14 protein-coding genes are annotated in these 18861 nt (G+C 58.7%); 8 read left to right on the top strand and 6 right to left on the bottom strand.

Annotated elements, in window-relative coordinates; all coding sequences use genetic code 11:
• Window positions 1–3: 3 nt before the first annotated feature.
• The 3 genes from IT444_05690 (at window position 4) to IT444_05680 (ending at window position 2616) form a co-directional block, all read left to right on the top strand.
• On the top strand, window positions 4–480 hold the full coding sequence (locus tag IT444_05690; protein ID MCC7192259.1) for a GNAT family N-acetyltransferase: 477 nt from the start codon (window positions 4–6) through the stop codon (window positions 478–480).
• Window positions 481–541: 61 nt separating this feature from the next.
• A complete protein-coding gene (locus IT444_05685) occupies window positions 542–1348 on the top strand; it encodes a TIGR00730 family Rossman fold protein (protein ID MCC7192258.1) in 807 nt (268 codons plus the stop codon).
• A 164-nt stretch (window positions 1349–1512) separates the two neighbouring features.
• A complete protein-coding gene (locus IT444_05680) occupies window positions 1513–2616 on the top strand; it encodes a Gfo/Idh/MocA family oxidoreductase (protein MCC7192257.1) in 1104 nt (367 codons plus the stop codon).
• A 48-nt stretch (window positions 2617–2664) separates the two neighbouring features.
• On the opposite strand, the gene IT444_05675 is transcribed toward IT444_05680, so the two are convergent.
• Together IT444_05675 and IT444_05670 are read right to left on the bottom strand one after the other, a co-directional pair.
• Complete coding sequence (locus tag IT444_05675) at window positions 2665–4011, bottom strand: SpoIID/LytB domain-containing protein (GenBank protein ID MCC7192256.1); 1347 nt, start codon at window positions 4009–4011, stop codon at window positions 2665–2667.
• On the bottom strand, window positions 4008–5465 hold the full coding sequence (locus IT444_05670; GenBank protein ID MCC7192255.1) for a hypothetical protein: 1458 nt from the start codon (window positions 5463–5465) through the stop codon (window positions 4008–4010). The genes IT444_05675 and IT444_05670 overlap by 4 nt, the downstream gene beginning before the upstream one ends.
• Window positions 5466–5557: 92 nt before the next feature.
• Here IT444_05670 and IT444_05665 point away from each other — a divergent pair, with 92 nt between their 5' ends.
• The 5 genes from IT444_05665 (at window position 5558) to IT444_05645 (ending at window position 9398) form a co-directional block, all read left to right on the top strand.
• Window positions 5558–6043 (top strand): metallophosphoesterase, encoded by a 486-nt coding sequence (locus IT444_05665; protein ID MCC7192254.1) that lies wholly within the window; start codon window positions 5558–5560, stop codon window positions 6041–6043.
• Window positions 6044–6093: 50 nt separating this feature from the next.
• Entirely contained in the window at window positions 6094–6993 is a 900-nt protein-coding gene (locus IT444_05660; protein ID MCC7192253.1) for an ABC transporter ATP-binding protein, read from the top strand.
• A gap of 44 nt (window positions 6994–7037) precedes the next feature.
• A complete protein-coding gene (locus tag IT444_05655) occupies window positions 7038–8312 on the top strand; it encodes a hypothetical protein (GenBank protein MCC7192252.1) in 1275 nt (424 codons plus the stop codon).
• 95 nt (window positions 8313–8407) lie between these two features.
• Window positions 8408–8689, top strand: coding sequence for a hypothetical protein (locus IT444_05650; GenBank protein ID MCC7192251.1), 282 nt, complete (start codon window positions 8408–8410; stop codon window positions 8687–8689).
• A gap of 244 nt (window positions 8690–8933) precedes the next feature.
• On the top strand, window positions 8934–9398 hold the full coding sequence (locus IT444_05645) for a hypothetical protein (GenBank protein MCC7192250.1): 465 nt from the start codon (window positions 8934–8936) through the stop codon (window positions 9396–9398).
• An 89-nt stretch (window positions 9399–9487) separates the two neighbouring features.
• On the opposite strand, the gene carB is transcribed toward IT444_05645, so the two are convergent.
• The 4 genes from carB to IT444_05625 all read right to left on the bottom strand — a co-directional run bounded on the left by carB (window position 9488) and on the right by IT444_05625 (window position 18859).
• Window positions 9488–13015 carry a carbamoyl-phosphate synthase large subunit gene (gene carB / locus IT444_05640; protein ID MCC7192249.1) on the bottom strand — a complete coding sequence of 1176 codons (3528 nt, stop codon included), beginning with the start codon at window positions 13013–13015 and terminating at the stop codon, window positions 9488–9490.
• A gap of 152 nt (window positions 13016–13167) precedes the next feature.
• Window positions 13168–14652, bottom strand: a complete 1485-nt coding sequence (locus IT444_05635) for a hypothetical protein (protein ID MCC7192248.1) — start codon at window positions 14650–14652, stop codon at window positions 13168–13170.
• Entirely contained in the window at window positions 14649–16880 is a 2232-nt protein-coding gene (locus IT444_05630; GenBank protein MCC7192247.1) for a hypothetical protein, read from the bottom strand. The genes IT444_05635 and IT444_05630 overlap by 4 nt, the downstream gene beginning before the upstream one ends.
• Entirely contained in the window at window positions 16805–18859 is a 2055-nt protein-coding gene (locus IT444_05625) for a BatA domain-containing protein (GenBank protein ID MCC7192246.1), read from the bottom strand. The genes IT444_05630 and IT444_05625 overlap by 76 nt, the downstream gene beginning before the upstream one ends.
• Between the last annotated feature and the right edge of the window lie 2 nt (window positions 18860–18861).

The following is an 18861-nucleotide window of genomic DNA, read 5'->3' as shown; positions in this document are numbered from 1 at the left end:
AGCATGGCACCAGTGCCCTCCTACGACATCCGCGAGTATCGCCAGGAAGACCCGCTCCCCGCATGGGCGAATGCCCTTCTGGGAAGCGAAGTGAGCGACCTGTGGAAGGATGCAATGAGCATCACGCGGATTATCGCTGCAATGACGGATACTGGCGATGTAGGCGGAGCGATTCTGCTGCTGATTGAAGACGATGCGCAAAACTCTCGTCAAACGACGGAAGGGCGACCCGCACAAAAAGTTGCATCGATCCGCCAACTGATCGTTAAAGCCGAACATCGTGGCCGAGGGCTGGCCGGGCGTCTGATTCGCCGTGCTCAGGCTGTAGCCGCACAGGAAAAATGTCTGCGCATCCGCAGCACAGCTGGATGGGGTTGTCCGGATCATCTGACGATGTACGATCGGCTGCGCTTTGTGCGCGCTTCATCCGCGGATCGACCTTACCTGGTGACAAGAAGTCTGGCTGACGCTGAGCTGTGACCCCACCTGGCTGCTGCGATAGTTGCTTGGAGAATTACACCTCTTTACCGATAATTCCCACATGCCTATTGATAAAGACCTTGATCTGAGCCGTGAAACGTGGCGTTTGTTCCGCATCATCTCGGAGTTTGTCGAAGGCTTTGAAGTCCTCGAAGAAGTCGGCCCCGCGGTGACTGTCTTCGGTTCGGCACGCAACCATCCGGGGGAGCTTTACTACGAGAAGGCCGTCGAATGCGGCAAGCTGCTAGTCGAAAATCATTTTGCGGTAATCACCGGCGGCGGGCCGGGCATTATGGAGGCGGCGAACAAGGGAGCCTTTGAAGCCAAGGGACATTCCATCGGATGCAACATCACGCTTCCGATGGAACAAAGGCCCAATCCCTACCTGACTCACAGTTTGACGTTTCGTTACTTTTTCGTCCGTAAAGTCATGTTCGTGAAATACGCCACGGCTTTTATCTGCTTCCCCGGAGGTTACGGCACGCTCGACGAATTTTTCGAGTCGCTTACCTTGATCCAGACTCTGAAGATCGAGCCGTTCCCCGTCATCTGTGTCGGCCACGACTACTGGGACGGTCTGCTCGACTGGATCAAGGGCACCCTGCTCAATAAGTTCAATACCATCTCATCCAAAGACCTGGCGATCTTCTCCGTGGTGGACAGCGCGGAGGAAGCGGTCGAACTCGTGAGCAAGTGTTACAGCAGCCAGTGCTGGCTCGGCCCACCGGTACCCGCGATGTCACCCAAGGCAGCCGCCAAAACTGCCGAGGGCACACGCACAGGTGTCTCGCCCAAACATCCCGCGCGAAATAACGGCGACGGCCCGGTCTCACGGGCTCCGCGTGTCGTTCGGCGGTCATCGCCGTGAAACCCTGATCCATCCTGCGACCCTCGCGTTTTCAATTGACGTGAAGGAGTTAATCGAGCCTTCCACGGCTACTGTTGCAGATCGCCTCCGCTAATCTCCGCTGATTCCCTGCACGCTGCGGCATACGACTCGATTACCAACTATTTATCGCTACACTTCCCACCATGAATAAGGTCAAAACAGGCATCATCGGTTGCGGCAACATCAGCGGGAACTATCTCATCAACGCGAAAAAGTTCCCGATCCTTGAGATCACCACTCTGGCGGATCTTGATCTGTCACGTGCCCGCGAACGGGCCAAGGAACACAACATTCCCAAGGCCGTCAGTGTGGACGAGCTGCTTCGTGACTCCGACATCGAGTTGGTTATCAATCTGACGGTTCCTCAGGCACACGGTCCGATCGCGCTGCGGGCCATCGAGGCGGGTAAACACGTCCTCAACGAAAAGCCGTTCGCGGTGACACGGGATGAAGGCCGACAGGTTCTTACCGCTGCGGCGGCGAAAAAGCTCTTGACCGGCGGGGCACCGGATACGTTTCTCGGTGCGGCACATCAGACCGCGCGAAAACTCATCGACGATGGCGCGATCGGTCGGCCCGTGGCCGCGACCGCTTACATGATGTGCCGTGGTCACGAAGGCTGGCACCCCGATCCGGAGTTCTTTTATAAAAATGGCGGCGGCCCCATGTTCGACATGGGCCCCTACTACATCACCGATCTGCTTCAGTTGCTGGGGCCTGCCAAGCGAGTGGCAGCCCTCACCTCGATCGCCATCCCTGAGCGCACCATCGGGAGCGAACCCAAACGAGGGCAGAAGATCAAAGTGGAAACCCCCGACCACCTCGCCGGAACCATCGAGTTTCACAACGGCTGCCTAGCAACGGTGATTATGAGCTTCGCCGTGATCGGAGCGCAATACCCCTCGCCGATCACGATCTTCGGCACCGAGGGTACGCTCGCGGTCCCTGACCCCAACCATTTTGATGGCGTCGTAAAACTCATGAAACTCGGCCAGAAGGAATACACGGAAGTACCTCTGACGCACCGCGCCGGTTACGGCCGCAGCGTCGGCGCAGCCGACCTGGCGTACTCCATTCGCAGCGGCCGCATAGCTCGCGCCAGCGGCGAGCAGGCATATGCCGTACTCGACATCATGCAGGCGTTTATTGATGCCGGCCAAACGGGCAAAGCGGTGGAACTCCAGGCGAAGTATGAACGCCCGAAGGCATTACCGACGGGATTAGCTGAGGGTGAACTGGACCGTTGATTCAACGCTGGCGTCTCATTGGTTAGCAGATGAATTGAGTGCCGTGCGTTAATAAAGGCGTTCCAGCTTTGCTCCGGGGTAGTAGAACGCCAGGATCGCCTGGTACGTGTACCCCTTTTCCGCCATGGCTTGTGCCCCCCACTGCGACATCCCCACGCCGTGACCGTAGCCATGTCCGTCCCAGAATTGCACCCAACTGCCGACCACGCGCACCTGAACATGGCTGCTGCGCAGTTTTTCGGATTCCGAGAGTGACCGCGTACCCGGTGCATCCTGATTACAAGCAAAGCGAAATTGTTCCGGCTTGAGAATATAGTGACGGCCGCTTGTATCGGTGAGTCTGAACTCAGCAGGTCTGCCAATCGCGTTGGTTCGGGATATCTCGATTGCACTCAAGTCGCGCAGCGAAGCGACCGCGTTTCCATTGGCTGCACCCCAAGCCGCGATGCGCCGTGCGGTTTCCGTCCGAAGGCGATTGATCGGCCCCCAGCGATAGTAGGTGGCTGCCGCGTCCCAACCGCCTTGCACTTTACCGCGCAGCGGTGGAATATCAGCGCCGTCGGCAAATGCGATAGCAGCATCCTGACCGGTGCCGCCGGTCGTACTCGAGTAGTACGCGGGAAGAACCAAGCCGTCGTAGGTCAACACCAGACCTCGCGTGTCGCTGACCGCCTCAAGTGCTTTGACGTTGCTGACTGAGCCGGCATAAGCCTGGCTGGCCTGTGTGGATTCGAGGTCGTAATGTCGGGCTGCATTTTTAGCGCAGGAGAAAAGCGCGTAAGACCGGGCAGCAATCGCCTGCGCTCGATAGGCCGTCGGATTCCATTTAGGGAATAGCTCTTTGTCGAGAACACCCGGCAGATAGTCATCGAGCGTCGTATGGTTAATCGCATCAAATCGACCGGTGCCTGTGTCCTGCAGCGCGGTCTGGAGCACGATCTTTTTGGGATACGCAATGCCGTCAATCCGCACACTGGCATAGGAAGCGGATTCGATCTGCAAGGCAGGCAGCGGCCAGGAAACCGTTTGTCCGCCGCGACCGCCTGACGGCGAAATCATCCACGCATCAGCTTGTTTCCAGATCCTCACCTGTGATGGGAAGTCACGCCCCGCACCGCCGAGCGGCCCGATGCGCAGGCCTGAGCCACCATCAACTTCGATGCGACTCGTACCGGTAATCACACGAATGCGAACGATCGGCTCGGTGCGAATCGTCCGAGCGGGTGGCCCCATCGTAGTACCCACTCCACCCGCTGGTTTCTGCTGACAACCAGCCAGCAGAGCGACAGCCAAAATGAGCGCAGCGATAGAAGCCCGATGTAACCATGAGGGTTGGCAAAGCATCTCGTAAACATCGGCGAGCTTGGCGCAATGCCTCAAAAAGACGAGGTTCATCGACCAGATGATGACGGTTGCTCCTGTCGTTCAGCGTGATGCGACTCTCCCAGCCACTTACGATTTTCCAGGACCGCGGTCGGGCTGAAGCTGCTGACGAGGATTCCGTCCTCAGGGGTGGAGCACCAACCCCAAGCCGGCGCTTTGAAAAGCTGCCTCAGCGGCGAATCGACCCAATACACATCCGCTTTCGCGTCGTACTCAACCGTCAAGTCATCTGACTCCGCCTTCTGTGACGAAGGTCCCGGCAACCCTTCGATAACGGGACGCATCAATGCTGCGAACTGCTCCCTTGCTGTCTTTTCCGATGCGCCTTGCCGCAGAGGTGCGTAAACCGTGGCGGTCCCCGGCACAGGAAGCCAGGCGCGGGGATAATCGCTCATGAGCAAAACTGGACGGAACTGCTTGAAAAATGAAGCTAAATCGATGTCGGTTGCGCGGCGATATGCAGCCAGCTCCTCCTCAAAAGCTGAACGCTTTTCCGGCTCAATCGTTCTGCGGATGAATTCGACCGCCCGATCCGCCGCCGCCGACCAATCGATTGGTGCCACCAGGTAAAAGCTGCCTTCCGGCTGGGGAACTCCCCCGTCCGCCGGCCAGGTGTCGCGTGTCAGCAGACGCGAGGTTGTCTTTCCTTCCTGTTGTGTCGTTATCGCCAGCATCAGAAACCGCTGCGACCACCAGCCGTGGAGCATCCATGAATCCGTTTTGTCCAGTTGGAAAAGTTCGAGCAGTGGTGAGAGTCGGCCAGTCTGGAACAACGTCGGCACGGAACGTCGTAAGGATGCGAGATCGATATAAAACTCGATCGGATTATCCGCTGGCCTTGTCGCGGCTGCTGTCATCGTCTCCCGGCGGTGCGACCCAAGTTGGGGAGAATCCTCGCGCTGTTGTGCTTCCTTGAAATAACGATTGAGTGCCCCGGCTCCGACGGCCAAATAAAACCGATCCGACTCCGCGAACCATTCGATTGCCATCCATTGAGGCCAATCCTTTAACCGATACGTCACTCCATGCCGATCCCCTGGAAGCGCAAGCGCGGTCTGGAGACGTTCCTGAGGCTGGCCGTAATGAGAGAGGATCGTCGTCAGCGTTTGCCGCAGCGATGCAAACTGGCCCGGAGCATCAAGGGTGAGGACCGCCTGCACCCGTTCAATATCCACCTTGCCTGGAATCACGCGATTGGCTCGGAAATCCAGCAGCGTCAGAGAGTGAGGGTAGGTACCCATCACGGTGGCGAGCAGTACGCCGTCCGCCACGGGCTGCTCGCTCAGAGGCACGACACCCACCGCGTCGAGCAGTCGGATAAAGCCGCTCATCCACGCGGAGGAGGGATTGAATTTTCGGGGATCAGCCCGGAAATACGCAAGCATCGCCGGGGTTGCCGTATCCGCAGCACGCCCCGTAACCGTCAAAATCAACACCAGCAAAATGGCGGGAAAGCCACGCCTCACACGATCATCATAAGTTCCATAACCAGCTCAGGGGAGCTCTCCGACAGACGCGATTTTCACCCGCAATCGGGGAGGCGACCGATAATTCAGCCATGAAAATCGGAGTTATGGCCGACACGCATGATCGGCTGCCGACTTTCCGCCGGGCGATTACTCTTTACCAGCGGCTGAAGGTCGAAGCGATCTTCCACGCCGGTGATTTCATCGCGCCCTTTGCGGCCAAGCTCATCGCACCGGAGGTACTCACAACGCCGCTGCACTGCGTGTACGGCAACAATGACGGCGAACGCAAGGGCCTCAAGGCGGTGCTACCTGGCATTGTCGAAGGTCCGCTGACCGTCAAACTCGGCGGGCGGACGATCGTCATGCACCACTTCATCGACTGGCTCAAACCCGCCGACTACGCCACCGCCGACGTGATCATCACCGGCCACACGCACGAAGTGGTCAACGCCACCAAAGACGGAAAGCTCTTTTTGAATCCCGGCGAGTGCTGCGGTTGGCTGCATGACAGATGCACCGTGGCTCTGCTCGACCTGGCGACGATGAAGGCTGAGATCATCCAGGTACACGAATAGTCACCTGCAGATGCGATGCTGATGCGAACCCCCGGTTATCATGTTCGGGCATGTCGGAAGCGGTGAACCACACCAGCGAATCCGCCCCGGTCATCCGCGTGCGCAATCTCGTCAAGAGATTTGACGGACGCACCGTGCTCGACGGCATCAACCTCGACGTACAACCCGGAGAGACGCTGGTGGTGATGGGGGGTTCGGGATGCGGAAAAAGCACCCTGCTCCGCCACATGATCGGCTCGCTCCGTCCCGATGAGGGAACCATCGAGTTGCTCGGTCAGGACATCACTACCCTCGATGAGGCACAGATGAACGAGGTCCGAAAAAAATTCGGTATCCTCTTTCAATCCGGTGCACTGTTTAACTCAATGACGCTGCGCCAAAACGTGGCACTGCCTCTGGAAGAACACACCCCGCTCGACCACGGCACGATCGACATCATGGTGAAGATCAAGCTGGAGATGGTCGGCCTGCGCGAGCACGCGGATAAATACCCCGCCCAGATATCCGGCGGCATGAAAAAACGGGCCGGCCTGGCGCGGGCACTGGCACTGGACCCCCGGATCCTTTTTTATGACGAGCCTTCCGCCGGTCTGGACCCCGTAACCAGCGCCGAGATCGACATGCTCATGATGAATCTTTCAAAGACACTGGGCGTCACCAGCGTCGTGGTCACTCATGAAATGGATTCCGCGTTCCGCATCGCCGACCGCATGGCCATGCTGGACAAAGGGCGGATGCTGCTGGTCGAGGACCGCTCTTATTTTGAGCGATTGCGCGATCAGACCGGCGAACTGCCGGATGACGATTCGGCGCTGATCCGCCAATTTCTCCGTGGTGATTGTGAAGGCCCTATCACCCGCCGAAAGCAGAGCACCGGCTACGCAGACGACCTGCTGGGTATAAACGACTATTCCCGCCGGGAACCATCGATCAAGGCGACCCGAACCTGACATCCCCTGGATGGCGAGAAAAGAAAGTGCAAGGCTGATCAACGATGGCACAAGAACGCGAAAACATCTGGGCGGGATTGTTTGTATTGCTGGGAATCGCCTTGGCACTGGTGGTCGTTTTCACCCTTGCCGACTTTGATCAGTTATTCGCCAAGCAGCAGACGATCAAGGTCTCCTATCGTGTGGCCGACGGACTCATGGGGCTGAAGGAAGGTGCCACAGTGACGATCGGGGATCAACCGATCGGCGAAGTCACCGCGATCAAGGACGCTCCCGCCGACGCCGAGGGACGTATCGTCGAGCAGATCGTCTCGTTCACCATTCCTCAGCGGTACAAAATCTTCAAGGACGCGGTGGTGGAACTCAATGCCCCGCCTCTGGGTTCAGGCACAAAGCTCAACATCAAAAGCGTCGGCTCAAAAACCGCTTATGACGGCCTGCCTCTGGAAGGTAAGCAGGCTGGAAGCCCTCTCACACGAAATCTCGCTAGAGATGCGGGTATCGGCGATCGTCAAAGGGAACAAATCGGCCAGATCATCGACAACGTCACGAACATCACCACGGAGCTTCGCGGCAATCTGCCCAAGATCATGAGTTCCATCCAGACAGCACTTGATAAAGCTCAGCCAGTGGTTGAAGGCGCGGGCGGTGCTGTCGCCGACCTTCAGACAGCTTTACGCGATACGAAGGAACTCGTCGCCGAGGTCCGTAAGCGCAGCGAGCAATGGATGGACAACATTGACACGATTACCAACAAAGGCGGCAGCTCGCTCACTCGTGTGGACAAACTGCTCGAAGACAAAGATCCCGACATCCGCAAGGCGGTTGATAACGTCCGCGATATCACGCAGCAAGCCAAAGACAAAACCATGGTCCAGGTCACTGAGTTGCTCGACCGGGCCAATGTATCGGTGGAAAACGTCAAAAAAAGTACCGAGGAGTTACGCGCTTTCGCCACCGGGCAGCGGCCAGTGCTTGAGCGTTTGATGGCAAACCTTCAGCTTTCTTCAGATCAGCTCAAATTGGCGACCGTTGAAATTCGCCGTTCTCCGTGGCGACTGCTTTATACGCCTGAGGAAAAGGAGCTTGAGACGGATAATCTCTACGACGCTGCGCGGTCGTTTGCGCTGGCGGCCGGCACGCTCGATGCTGCGACCCAGAGCCTCCAGGCGGTCGTCCAGAAGAACCCGGAAAACAAAGAAAAAATTGAGAAAATGGTTGAGCATCTCGAAGCTCTCTTCAAGAGGTTCGACGAAGCGGAGACGGAATTCTGGAAACAGCTCAAGCGGTCACCGGGGCCGGGGACGTCCTCCCGGTAGGCTTTATCCCCCAGCAAGGGTTGTTACGAGAGGGTTTGACATTGCCCATGCGCTTGGTCACAATTCCCGCACGGCTCGTGAGTGAAGGAACTATCATGCTCAACATGACCCGCTTCGCCCTCGTCGCACTGCTCGGACTCGTCCTGCTGACGCCGATGGGTGGCTGCAAGAACAACAAGAACCCGGAAAACATCACTGCCAGTGACGTTCGGGATGATCTGAGCCCTGAACTTCAGTCCATCGGTTTCAGCCGCGAACAACGCCGTAACCGCGTGGCTCGTACCGTGGACACCAATCTGCGTCAGACTTGGGACGATATCGACCGCGTGCTCCTGTTGGACCGCCCTCTGCACCTGTCCCGCTACCCAATCCCCTGAAGAGTCTGGTGCTAACCCTCGAATATCTACTAAACCCCGCAAATTGCGGGGTTTTTTATTGAATTGATAGGCATGGAAACACTCCAAACAGGGTATTTTCGTCAAAATAACAGAATTAGACGATCCATTATTTAAGGTTTTGATTTTTCGTGTCGATTTATGTGTCAGGTACACGACTGACCCATTGTGCTTGAGGTAGATGGCTTGGCTGCCCGCCTCACAGCCTGTTGTTAGGAAGTGCCGTATGCCATCGTCAGAGCCCCATTCGTTGCTGGCGGACCTGGCACGTCTCGAAGAAATCCGTGACCCCGCACGCGACGCGGGGCAGCGGCAATTTCAGCGATTCGTCGTCCGTGGGGACGCTGAATTGCACGCCATGGACCGCCATGGCGACGACCAGCCGATCTCGATTCAGATCCGCGATATAGGCCGGGGAGGGATGGGATTCATCTGCCAGCAACCGCTCGACAGTAATTCCACCTGGCGTGCTGCGTTTCTGCATCGAGGGTATGTATTCGGCCAGCAGGCACTGATCGTCCGTCACTGCCGCCAGGTACGGGCTGGTGTGTATCTGGTCGGTTCTCAATTCTGCATTGAGAGCGGGTTGATGTGTCTTCTGGGTGTGGACCCCGACGCGATCCGAGACGGAGACAGCCCCGCAGGCACGATCACGCCGCCCCATTTTTTATCGCCGGGCGAAGTCGCCTGAGCTCTCGTTATCTTCATCCGCCAAACAAAAGGGATCGAGCACCGGGCCGATCAACGAAAGCCCGTACTCGGTCCCTTTCCGTTTTTGACTCAGTGAAAGTAATCCTGCAACGCCCGCACACCCCAGGCCCCTTTTTGCAGAGCCTCGATCGCCTGCACGCCGGCAGCGGCACCCGTCGTGGTCGTAATCATCGGTACATTGAACCGTACCGCGGTCGAGCGGAGTTTTCCCTCATCGGTGGCGATGCCCTTACGGCTGGGGGTATTGATAATCAGCGCGATCTCGTGGTTTTTAATCAGGTCGATGGCGTTTGGCCGCCCCTCGCTGATCTTATTGACCCGCTCCGCTTCGATGCCGTTACTCACAAGATGCTCATGCGTACCCGGCGTGCAGATGATCGAAAAGCCCATCTGTCGAAGTTTCCGCGCCGGGTCGAGAATCGCAGCCTTATCCACCGGCCGCACCGACAAAAATACCTTGCCGGAGGTCGGCAGCACGGTGCCGGCGGCCATCTGACTTTTGGCGAAGGCGATCGGGAAACTCTGGTCGATCCCCATCACCTCGCCGGTCGATCGCATCTCCGGCCCCAGGATTACGTCCACGCCGGGGAACTTGCTGAATGGGAACACCGACTCCTTCACCGAAGTGTGCGTAGGCACCACTTCACCCGTGATTCCCAGCTCGGAAAGTTGCTTGCCGGCCATCACCTTGGCGGCGATCCGCGCCCAGGGCACACCCGTTGCTTTGCTGACAAAAGGCACGGTCCGGCTGGCGCGGGGGTTGACCTCCAGCACGTAGATTTCGTAACCCTTGCCGTTGGCAGCATCGGGACGCTTAATCGCGTACTGGATGTTCATCAGCCCGCGCACTTTCAGCGAGTCAGCCAACTGACGCGAGTGTTCCTTGATCCGTTCGACCGCTTCTCCGGGCAGTGAGTAGGGCGGAATTGCGCAGGCACTGTCGCCGGAATGGATGCCCGCCTCCTCGATGTGCTCCATTACGCCCGCAATGTAGCAGCGGGAGTCACGCTGATCCGGCGAGCCGGTCGTGCGCGGATGCGGATCGCTGGATCGGTGCGGATGGAAGTCACCAATGACATCCACATCGCACTCGATCGCCTCGGAGAGGAACTTGTCGATGAGGATCGGCTGATCGGGCACATCGGACGCACCCATGGCAATGGTCATGTAGTGACGCAACTGCGCGTCGTCATACACCGTTTCCATCGCGCGGCCGCCGAGCACAAAACTCGGACGCACCAGTACCGGATAGCCGATCCGGTTGGCGACCTTCACAGCTTCGTCGAGGCTGTACGCGATGCCGTTTTCAGGCTGCTTGATGTTGAGCTTGGAAAGCAGAGCTGCGAATCGTTTGCGATCCTCGGCAAGATCGATCGAGTCAACACTGGTGCCGATGATCGGCACGCCCGCCATCTCCAGACCATGGGCGAGGTTCAGCGGGGTCTGACCTCCAAACTGCACGATCACGCCGTGAAGCAGACCCGCCTTTTTTGAATCAAGTGGCCCGCCGTTGAGCCGCTCGCAGATGTTGAGCACATCCTCCAGCGTCAGCGGCTCGAAAAAGAGAAGGTCGCTGGTGTCGTAGTCGGTCGAGACGGTCTCCGGGTTCGAGTTGACCATGACAGCCTCAAAGCCCAGCTCCTTGGCTGCAAACGCAGCCTGCACGCAGCAGTAGTCGAACTCGATCCCCTGACCGATGCGGTTAGGCCCGCCGCCAAGGATGATGATTTTTTTCTTCGCCGAGACGCGAATTTCATCATCGGCTGCGCTGCCGGGATTTTCGCTGTCGATCTCATCCATGTAACAGACGGGCGAGGCGACCTCTACTTTTTGCCCCGCGAGGCTGACCTTCCGCACCGGTGCTTCGTACGTGGAGTAGTAGTACGGGGTCGCAGCTTCAAATTCCGCAGCACAGGTATCCACGAGTTTGTAAACCGGGTTGATCCCCAGCTTTTGTCGATGCCGACGGACCCGGAGTATGTTTTCCGCATTGATCTTGCCCAGATACAGCGACACCAGCTGCGCGTCTGAGTAACCGAGCTGCTTGGCTTCAAACAACGTGCGGGCGGGCACATCCTCAAGTTTGCCGAACGTCGTCAACACATTTTCGAAATCGACGAGCTGCTTCATCTGATCGAGGAACCACGGATCGATCTTTGTCAGTTCGTGAACCTGCGCAATCGTCCAGCCCATCTTGAACGCATAGCGGATGTAATAAAGCCTGCCCTGTGAGGGCACGATCAGTTTTCGCTTGAGCTTGTCGTCGGGGATCGGCCACTCACGGTCAGGCGCACCCGGCGTCGGAGTGCCGGATTCACCGCGTTTGGCGTAAAGCCAGTCATCCTGTCCATCAAGCCCGAATCCGAACCGTTTCACCTCCATCGAGCGGATGCCCTTCTGGAGTGATTCTTTAAAAGTCCGGCCGATGCTCATCGCCTCGCCCACGCTTTTCATCTGTGTGGTCAGCGTTTCGTCGGCTTCGGGGAACTTCTCAAACGTCCAGCGGGGAATCTTGGTGACAACGTAGTCGATCGTCGGCTCGAAGCAGGCCACCGTCTTTTTTGTGATGTCGTTGGGCAGTTCCCACATCGTGTAGCCGACCGCGAGCTTGGCTGCGATCTTGGCAATGGGAAAGCCCGTCGCCTTTGACGCCAGGGCACTGCTTCGAGAGACGCGCGGGTTCATCTCGACAACGACCATATCGCCCTTGAGCGGGTCAATGGCGAACTGGATGTTGCAACCACCCGTCTCGACACCGACCGCCCGGATGATCGCCATCGATGCGTCACGCATCCGCTGATATTCCTTGTCGGTCAGCGTCTGAGCCGGCGCCACGGTGATCGAATCGCCGGTGTGAACTCCCATGGGGTCGATGTTTTCGATGGAGCAGATGATCACGACGTTGTCATCGTGATCGCGCATGACTTCGAGCTCGTATTCCTTCCATCCGATGACGGACTGGTCGATCTGCACTTCACGAGTCATCGAGGCGTCGAGGCCGCGCCGGACGATGTCCTCGAACTCCTCCCGGTTGTAAGCGATGCCGCCACCCGTCCCGCCGAGCGTGAACGCCGGCCGGATGATCGCGGGCAGGCCGGTGTTTTCCACGACCTGCCATGCTTCGTCCATGGAATGCGCGATGCCCGCCTTGGGCATCACCAGTCCGATCGACTCGACAATGGACTTGAACTCCCGTCGATCCTCGGCGCGATAGATCACTTCGCGGTTCGCGCCGATCATCTCCACGCCATGCCTGGTCAGCACGCCGTCATCGAAGAGTTTGCAGGCACAGTTCAGCGCGGTCTGCCCGCCGAGCGTCGGCAGCAGCGCGTCGATGTGATATTTCCCGCCCTTTTCTTTTTCAATGATTTTCGTGACGGCTTCGGGAGTGATCGGCTCGATATAGGTGCGGTCAGCCGTCTCCGGGTCAGTCATGATCGTCGCAGGGTTTGAGTTGATCAGGACGACCTGATACCCCTCCTCACGCAGTGCCTTGCAGGCCTGCGTCCCGGAGTAGTCGAACTCACAACCCTGGCCGATGACGATCGGACCAGAGCCGATGATAAGAATGGTCTTGAGGTCAGTGCGTTTGGGCATGTTATTTTCAGCAGGCGAGTCGTGGGATGGCCCGTACCCGCGAGGGTGAATTTGGAACCGGTCCAAATTGGGCGAATGGTAAGCGAAATCACCCGACCTCGCTTGCGGAATTGCGGCACTGCCCCCGCCTGCGACTCAACCCGTCGGTCAACCTAGCGCGAATCCTCGGCGATCCTCCGAAAATAGGCGGCGGCTGCGTCTCGATAAGGCCAGGGAACCCCTGTCATATCGCCTCCTGCCTGACCCGTCGCCTTCACCGCTCCGGGGTCCAGCCATTCCATTCGGCGACCCGTCGCACTTCGTGCCGGATCGACGGGATTACTCGCATCCGAAGCTCCATCAGTGCTGCCTGTCTGACCCTCACCGTCGCCTCGCCCGGTTCCTTTACCTTGTCCCGCGCGTCGTGACGCTTCCGCCAGTTCGTGCGCCTTTTGCTGAAGTTCCCGACCCGCCCGTGAAAGGGATTCCTGACCGCTTTCGTCGTTCCCCTTGCCGGACTCCAGCGAATCGGCGGCAGACCGAGCAGAAATCGCGGATCGCTCCGCAGCTTGGCGTAATGCTTCCAAGGCTGCTCGCATTGCCTCCGCCTCTGATGAACCGGCGGATATCATGGCCTGCTTTGCTCCAGCCTCGCGTGCTATACGTGCGGATAGCTCAGCGATCAACGCTGCTTTCTTCGCCGCCTGTGATGGCGCGTTCGTATCGCGAAGCTCGGATCGTGCCGCCAATGCCACCGCAGCCGCTCCGACAACCTCCGCTCGTGCTGCCAGATCATTCCTTTCGTCCATCGCACCAGCGATCGCCACCGCTTGTGGTTCCACCTTGAACAGGTATCGTCGGCTGCGTCCCCTCGGCGTAGCGATGTAAAACTCCCGCGTCTGCCCCGCACGCTCGATGTGCAGCGAGAATCGGCCATCCCCTGCACGCGACATCGGCTGGCGGATCGGCTTTGCTCCCACCCATACAACGTCGGCGTCCGCCGGCAGATCGTCACCGCTGACCTGCACGGACAACTCGGCGCGTTCTTCCGATTGCGGTGTCTGAGGAGATGTCGCCACTTCAAATTTCAAGGTTGTAAACGGCGGGTGATCGCTCCAGGGTTCGAGAAAGCGAGAAATACCCGCGTGAAAAAGACCGGGCCGCCATGCTGCGAGCAAGCCAACCACCAGCAGCGTCGCAAGAAGTATCCGTGCAGCCCGCAGAAGCGGTCGGCGATCAACCAGTCGCTCCTTCAGCAGTGTCTGCGCTGTCGTTTCCCCCAACCCGCCAGCGAGCTGCGATAGCTCAACACTGCCAAATGACGGATGAGCCGCGGAAAGTTCGATGGCGTTGACCAGACGGTTGTGCTGGATACCAGCGAGCGACTCGATCCGTCGGGCGGTGCGGCGAGGCTCAAGCCGTTCAGCCAGCGTCCGAATCACCGCATGCGCCAGAATAACTCCAGCCACCGCGATAAGAGCGATATCCCACGCAGCAAGTCGCGGCGCTGCCAGCGGCCAGCACGCATCAAAAAGCAGCAATCCGGTTGTGATCACTACCAACGCTGTCAACGCATTGAGCAGCCCAGCGATGAACACAACCGCCTGCGTCCGTCGGGAGACACGAGCCAGAAGCCTCGCCAGTTTTCCGCTCGTCATGACCATCCCATCCACCTCCGTCCCAGCCACTCACCCCCCAGCATTACCGATAGCAGGAGCAGAGCATCCCAGCGATTCCACGCAGGCTCCATTTGGGTCGTCGTTTCCACACGCGGCTGCGCATCGATCAGTTGGGCGGGAACCTCGTCGATCTTCGAGGCGTCGAGCACCAGCCCGCCGGTGCGTTGCGCCAACTGACGCAGCAATTCCGAATCAGCAGACGTATTCAACTTCTCACGGTCATCGTCCACAGCCCGGAATCGCCGCACGATCGCGGCCTCGTGCCACGGCGAGGCATCCAATTCGATGCGATATTCACCTTCGACGCGGGGAGTGAATGTGCTGTTCCATCGCGTATCGCTATCACCCCGGCTCACGGTCAATGCAATGCGATCTCCCTGTTCATTCAACACGCTGACACGAGGTGAAAAACCAGCATCAGGCAGCCACCGCGCAGAAACCTCCACCGCCAGCGGCCGGCCCGGCGTGACGGTTCGTGATTCGAGTTCCAGAGTAATCGCGCTGCCGGGTTCAAATCCGTCACCCAGTGCCAGCCAGCGGACCAGATTGGCCCAGAGCACGTCGTAGAGTTCATCCATGTTCGCTTCGGGAGCAGCCTGCATACGCCATCGCCAAAGATCACGTGTCAGCGATGCAACCGATCGACCACGCCCGACGTTCATGACAGCCATCGCCGGCTCACCGTTGCGAGTTTCCATGAGCGAATAAGCTGCGGGCTTGAGGCTTTTCACCTTTTCGATTGTCAGCGTCGGCATCCGCGAAAGTGCTGGTTCCGCCGCGTCACGAGGCAGGAGACCCGCAAAAAGCGCAGGCGCATCACGAGATAAATGGATAGTCGTATTTTCCGATGTGTTACTGCTGCGAATCACCGGATCGAGTACCGACCATGCGGACGGCATTGTCCCCAGTAACACGACATGCCCCCCTGCTGCGACGTAATCGACCATCGCAGCCAGTCCGCTCGAATTGACGATGCGTTCGGGCGTACCGCCGACGATGATGACATCGAATAGCGCAAGCTCCTGCGGTGTGGTCGGGACGGCACTGACATCACTGCGCGTCGCAATCACTTCCACACGGCCAGCCGTCAGGGCAGCCGCACTGATAAGCTCGATCCGTTCATCCCTGCGCAACGCCTGCGCGATGAACTTCGTGTTCCAATCCGGCTCACCGGCAAGAATCAGCACCTTGATCCGCTTAGACAAAACCTCGTAAAACACATGCTGCGGCTGCGGTGTGATTTCGGCTGGTAATCCCTCAAGTGAAATCTTCACGCGGCGTTCACCCGGTGTCTGGGTTCGCAAAGGGACCGTGACCGGAACCATCACGCCGGCAGCAAGGTGGATCGGAACACGATCGACCTGACCGTCCGCCTCGGCTGCCACCGTTATGTCCCGCTCTCTGGCAGACCAGACACTGACCTGCAACTGGCCGGGTTGATTGAGCAGAAAAGTCGGGCGGTCAATTTTCGCACCTAGCCACACGTTGTCGGTCAAGGTCGCACCACCGAGAGGCATGGTATGGATGCGCAGTCCGCTGGCTGTTGCAGACTCGATCACGGGGTCAATGGGTCGCCCGCTCGTATCCCGTCCATCGCTGATGACGAGAATCGCAGACCCCGCGGGACTGCCGGCCAACTTATCCACCTGATCGCGAACGATATCGAGCAACAGCGTATCCGTCGGTCGGCCACCTGCCCGCTTTGACGGGTCCAGCGGTGTGATAGCCGTGTCAAAACCATCGAGCGATGTATCAAACAATCGCGCGATGGCTGGAGAATCGACCACTTGAAAAGCACGGTCAAACGCCACTTCCTCGCGCGACTTGTCCTTCACATCACGCACATGCATCGAGCCTGACACATCGACGAGCACCGCCAGTCGCGGCCGCTCATTACCTCCCGCAACAGCAGTCTGCCGAGTGGGACCAGCCAGAATGATCGCGAGGATGACGATGCTCACCAGACGCAACGCAACCAGCACCAGCCGCATCATCCTGCGACCCATGGAAACGCTGCGCTTCGCGTACTCCATGACAGCCAGAGCTGACAGGATCAGCACCAGCAGCACGATTGCCCAGGGCGGCAGCACCGGATGCCAGACAACAGCCAGGTTGTCGATCGCTCCGAGCATCACGATTTCCAGAATGCCACGATTATCATTTCCAGGGACAGCATCACGATTGCTGCAATCACAAACTGCGGCCACAACTCATCCACCTGCGGTTTGATCGAGGGGATAGACGCCGTCGTCCTGTTCAATTTTGTGGAGCCGTCAAACAGTGCCTGTGCCGCATCGGGTTTGATCCGTCGCAGGTCGCTCTCACGCGGGTCGATGTTGGCCGCTGCCCAGGCCAGAGTTTCGTCACCGCGTTTGAGGCGGTAGAAGCCGACCGTATCCGTTCGTGGTACGGCAACAATCTGCGACTGCACCGGATTCGTCGAACCGTCTGGGGAAACGATGGTCATCCGCCCCGCAGCGGCCACGTTTACCCATTTCCTAGTGAACTCCAGCCGCTCACCGACCATAACCTCCCGCAACGCATCATCCGCAGGCGCAAGGTAATCACAAAGCTCGTGCAGCAACACGACCAGACTGCCGTGCTGCGCCAGATTGCTCACACGCGGATCGACGCCAAAGTTACACACAACCAGTCGCCCCCGACCCGCAGCTTTCGTCAGGACTGCCGGCGTATCGTCATCAAAAGAGAGGATCACATCACCCAGTGATTTGGGTAATGGAAATGTCGCGGTAAACCGTGCTGTCGTCAGGGCAGCAGCCAGCATCCGGGACATTGGGTTGGTATGCGGCTCCATGCTGTCGCTGATGATGCGCCACGGCTCGCTCCGCGTTCTGATTTCCGAATCGAATAAGGCGGGCTTTCGTTCCGTGGGCAGTGCTTCGTTAATTGCTTGTAACGCGGTGATGGAATTGCGGTCGTCCGCAAAAACCAGCAGACCTCCGCCATTAACCACCTGCCCGGCGAGCAGTCGGGCTGCCGCTGCGCTCACATTGCGCACACCCGCGACGAGCACTACGTCGGCCTGATTCATTGCGGACAGTGTTAACTCACTCGGGCGCGACGTTGTCACCTTTGCGCCGATCTCATTCGATGGTGCAAGTGCGCGTGAGATGAAATACACGCTTTGCGGTGAAACCAGAGCCTCATCCGTCACGAGCAGCACACGCGGCTGAGTCCTGGGTTGAATCACCCGATAAGCTGCATTATCCACGGCAAAGATTGGATCATCCACACTGAAGCGAACAAGATGCTCTCGATCTTCAAGGGCTGGCGCATCAAACTGCACAGCGCTTGAGGACCACGGCATGACCTCCACCTCACGACGCCCCAGCGATGATCCATCAAGTGTCACGCCGACCGCTGCGAGGCGGGACTCGGCTGAATAATTCGTGATGGTGCAACTGAGTTGAACGCGCTGACCGGGATGCGGCCTGGCGGGATATATGCCCGTTGAGGTAATCGCCAGATTCGACATCTCCGCCAGGCTCGGATCGATCACGCTGACCGGCATGTTTATTCCCGCGACATTTTGCCGTGATACCTCCGCCCATTGAGTCGCCTGCAAATCGGACAGCACGACGAGTCGCGGCGTACCGGGCGCCTGTTCCGCCTGCTGAGCAGCCAATCCGAGTGCTGCGACAAGATCGCCGCGTGCATCGCTGGACTTCACTTCGTGGATCGCGTTGATCGCCGACGTCGGCTGGGCAGACGCATGCGGCAGGAGCAGATGTGGAACCGGGGCGGTCACGATGACGTTGATGGAATCGATTCCAGGCCGTAGTTGACCCGCCAGGCGTGCTGCATTTACGCGGAGAGTTTCCAGCACAGCCACTCCCTCTACGCGCTGTGCGCTCGAAGCGCTGTTGTCGAGCACGACGAGCAGCGTCACTCCCTGACGCCACGCCATCAGATCGGGCGGGCTCGACCAGACGGGACGGGCAAATGCCGCCGCCAGGAAAGCGAGAGCCAGACAGCGCAGCACCAGCAACACCCACCGACGGATGCGCAGGAGCCGCGTCTGTCCGCGCAGCGAATCCTCCAGCATTCGGATCGTCGGAAATGTCAACACGATCCGTGTCCGACGGCTGAAAAGATGTACCGCGACCGGCAGCACCAGCGCAACCAGCCCCGTGAGCATCAGGGGTGACAAAAACGTGAGTGACATCG

It is taken from the genome of Phycisphaeraceae bacterium (assembly GCA_020851465.1).
Lineage (GTDB): Bacteria > Planctomycetota > Phycisphaerae > Phycisphaerales > Phycisphaeraceae > JADZCR01.
The sequence above is the reverse complement of the archived record's forward strand: the minus strand, read 5'-3'. Positions and strand labels throughout refer to the sequence as shown.

Excerpts from the sequence above, each read along its gene's own strand:
- IT444_05690 (MCC7192259.1), top strand. The coding sequence starts at position 4 with ATGGCACCAGTGCCCTCCTACGACATCCGCGAGTATCGCCAGGAAGAC.
- IT444_05685 (MCC7192258.1), top strand. The coding sequence starts at position 542 with ATGCCTATTGATAAAGACCTTGATCTGAGCCGTGAAACGTGGCGTTTG.
- IT444_05680 (MCC7192257.1), top strand. The coding sequence starts at position 1,513 with ATGAATAAGGTCAAAACAGGCATCATCGGTTGCGGCAACATCAGCGGG.
- IT444_05675 (MCC7192256.1), bottom strand. The coding sequence starts at position 4,011 with ATGAACCTCGTCTTTTTGAGGCATTGCGCCAAGCTCGCCGATGTTTAC.
- IT444_05665 (MCC7192254.1), top strand. The coding sequence starts at position 5,558 with ATGAAAATCGGAGTTATGGCCGACACGCATGATCGGCTGCCGACTTTC.
- IT444_05660 (MCC7192253.1), top strand. The coding sequence starts at position 6,094 with ATGTCGGAAGCGGTGAACCACACCAGCGAATCCGCCCCGGTCATCCGC.
- IT444_05655 (MCC7192252.1), top strand. The coding sequence starts at position 7,038 with ATGGCACAAGAACGCGAAAACATCTGGGCGGGATTGTTTGTATTGCTG.
- IT444_05650 (MCC7192251.1), top strand. The coding sequence starts at position 8,408 with ATGCTCAACATGACCCGCTTCGCCCTCGTCGCACTGCTCGGACTCGTC.
- IT444_05645 (MCC7192250.1), top strand. The coding sequence starts at position 8,934 with ATGCCATCGTCAGAGCCCCATTCGTTGCTGGCGGACCTGGCACGTCTC.
- carB (MCC7192249.1), bottom strand. The coding sequence starts at position 13,015 with ATGCCCAAACGCACTGACCTCAAGACCATTCTTATCATCGGCTCTGGT.
- IT444_05635 (MCC7192248.1), bottom strand. The coding sequence starts at position 14,652 with ATGACGAGCGGAAAACTGGCGAGGCTTCTGGCTCGTGTCTCCCGACGG.
- IT444_05625 (MCC7192246.1), bottom strand. The coding sequence starts at position 18,859 with ATGTCACTCACGTTTTTGTCACCCCTGATGCTCACGGGGCTGGTTGCG.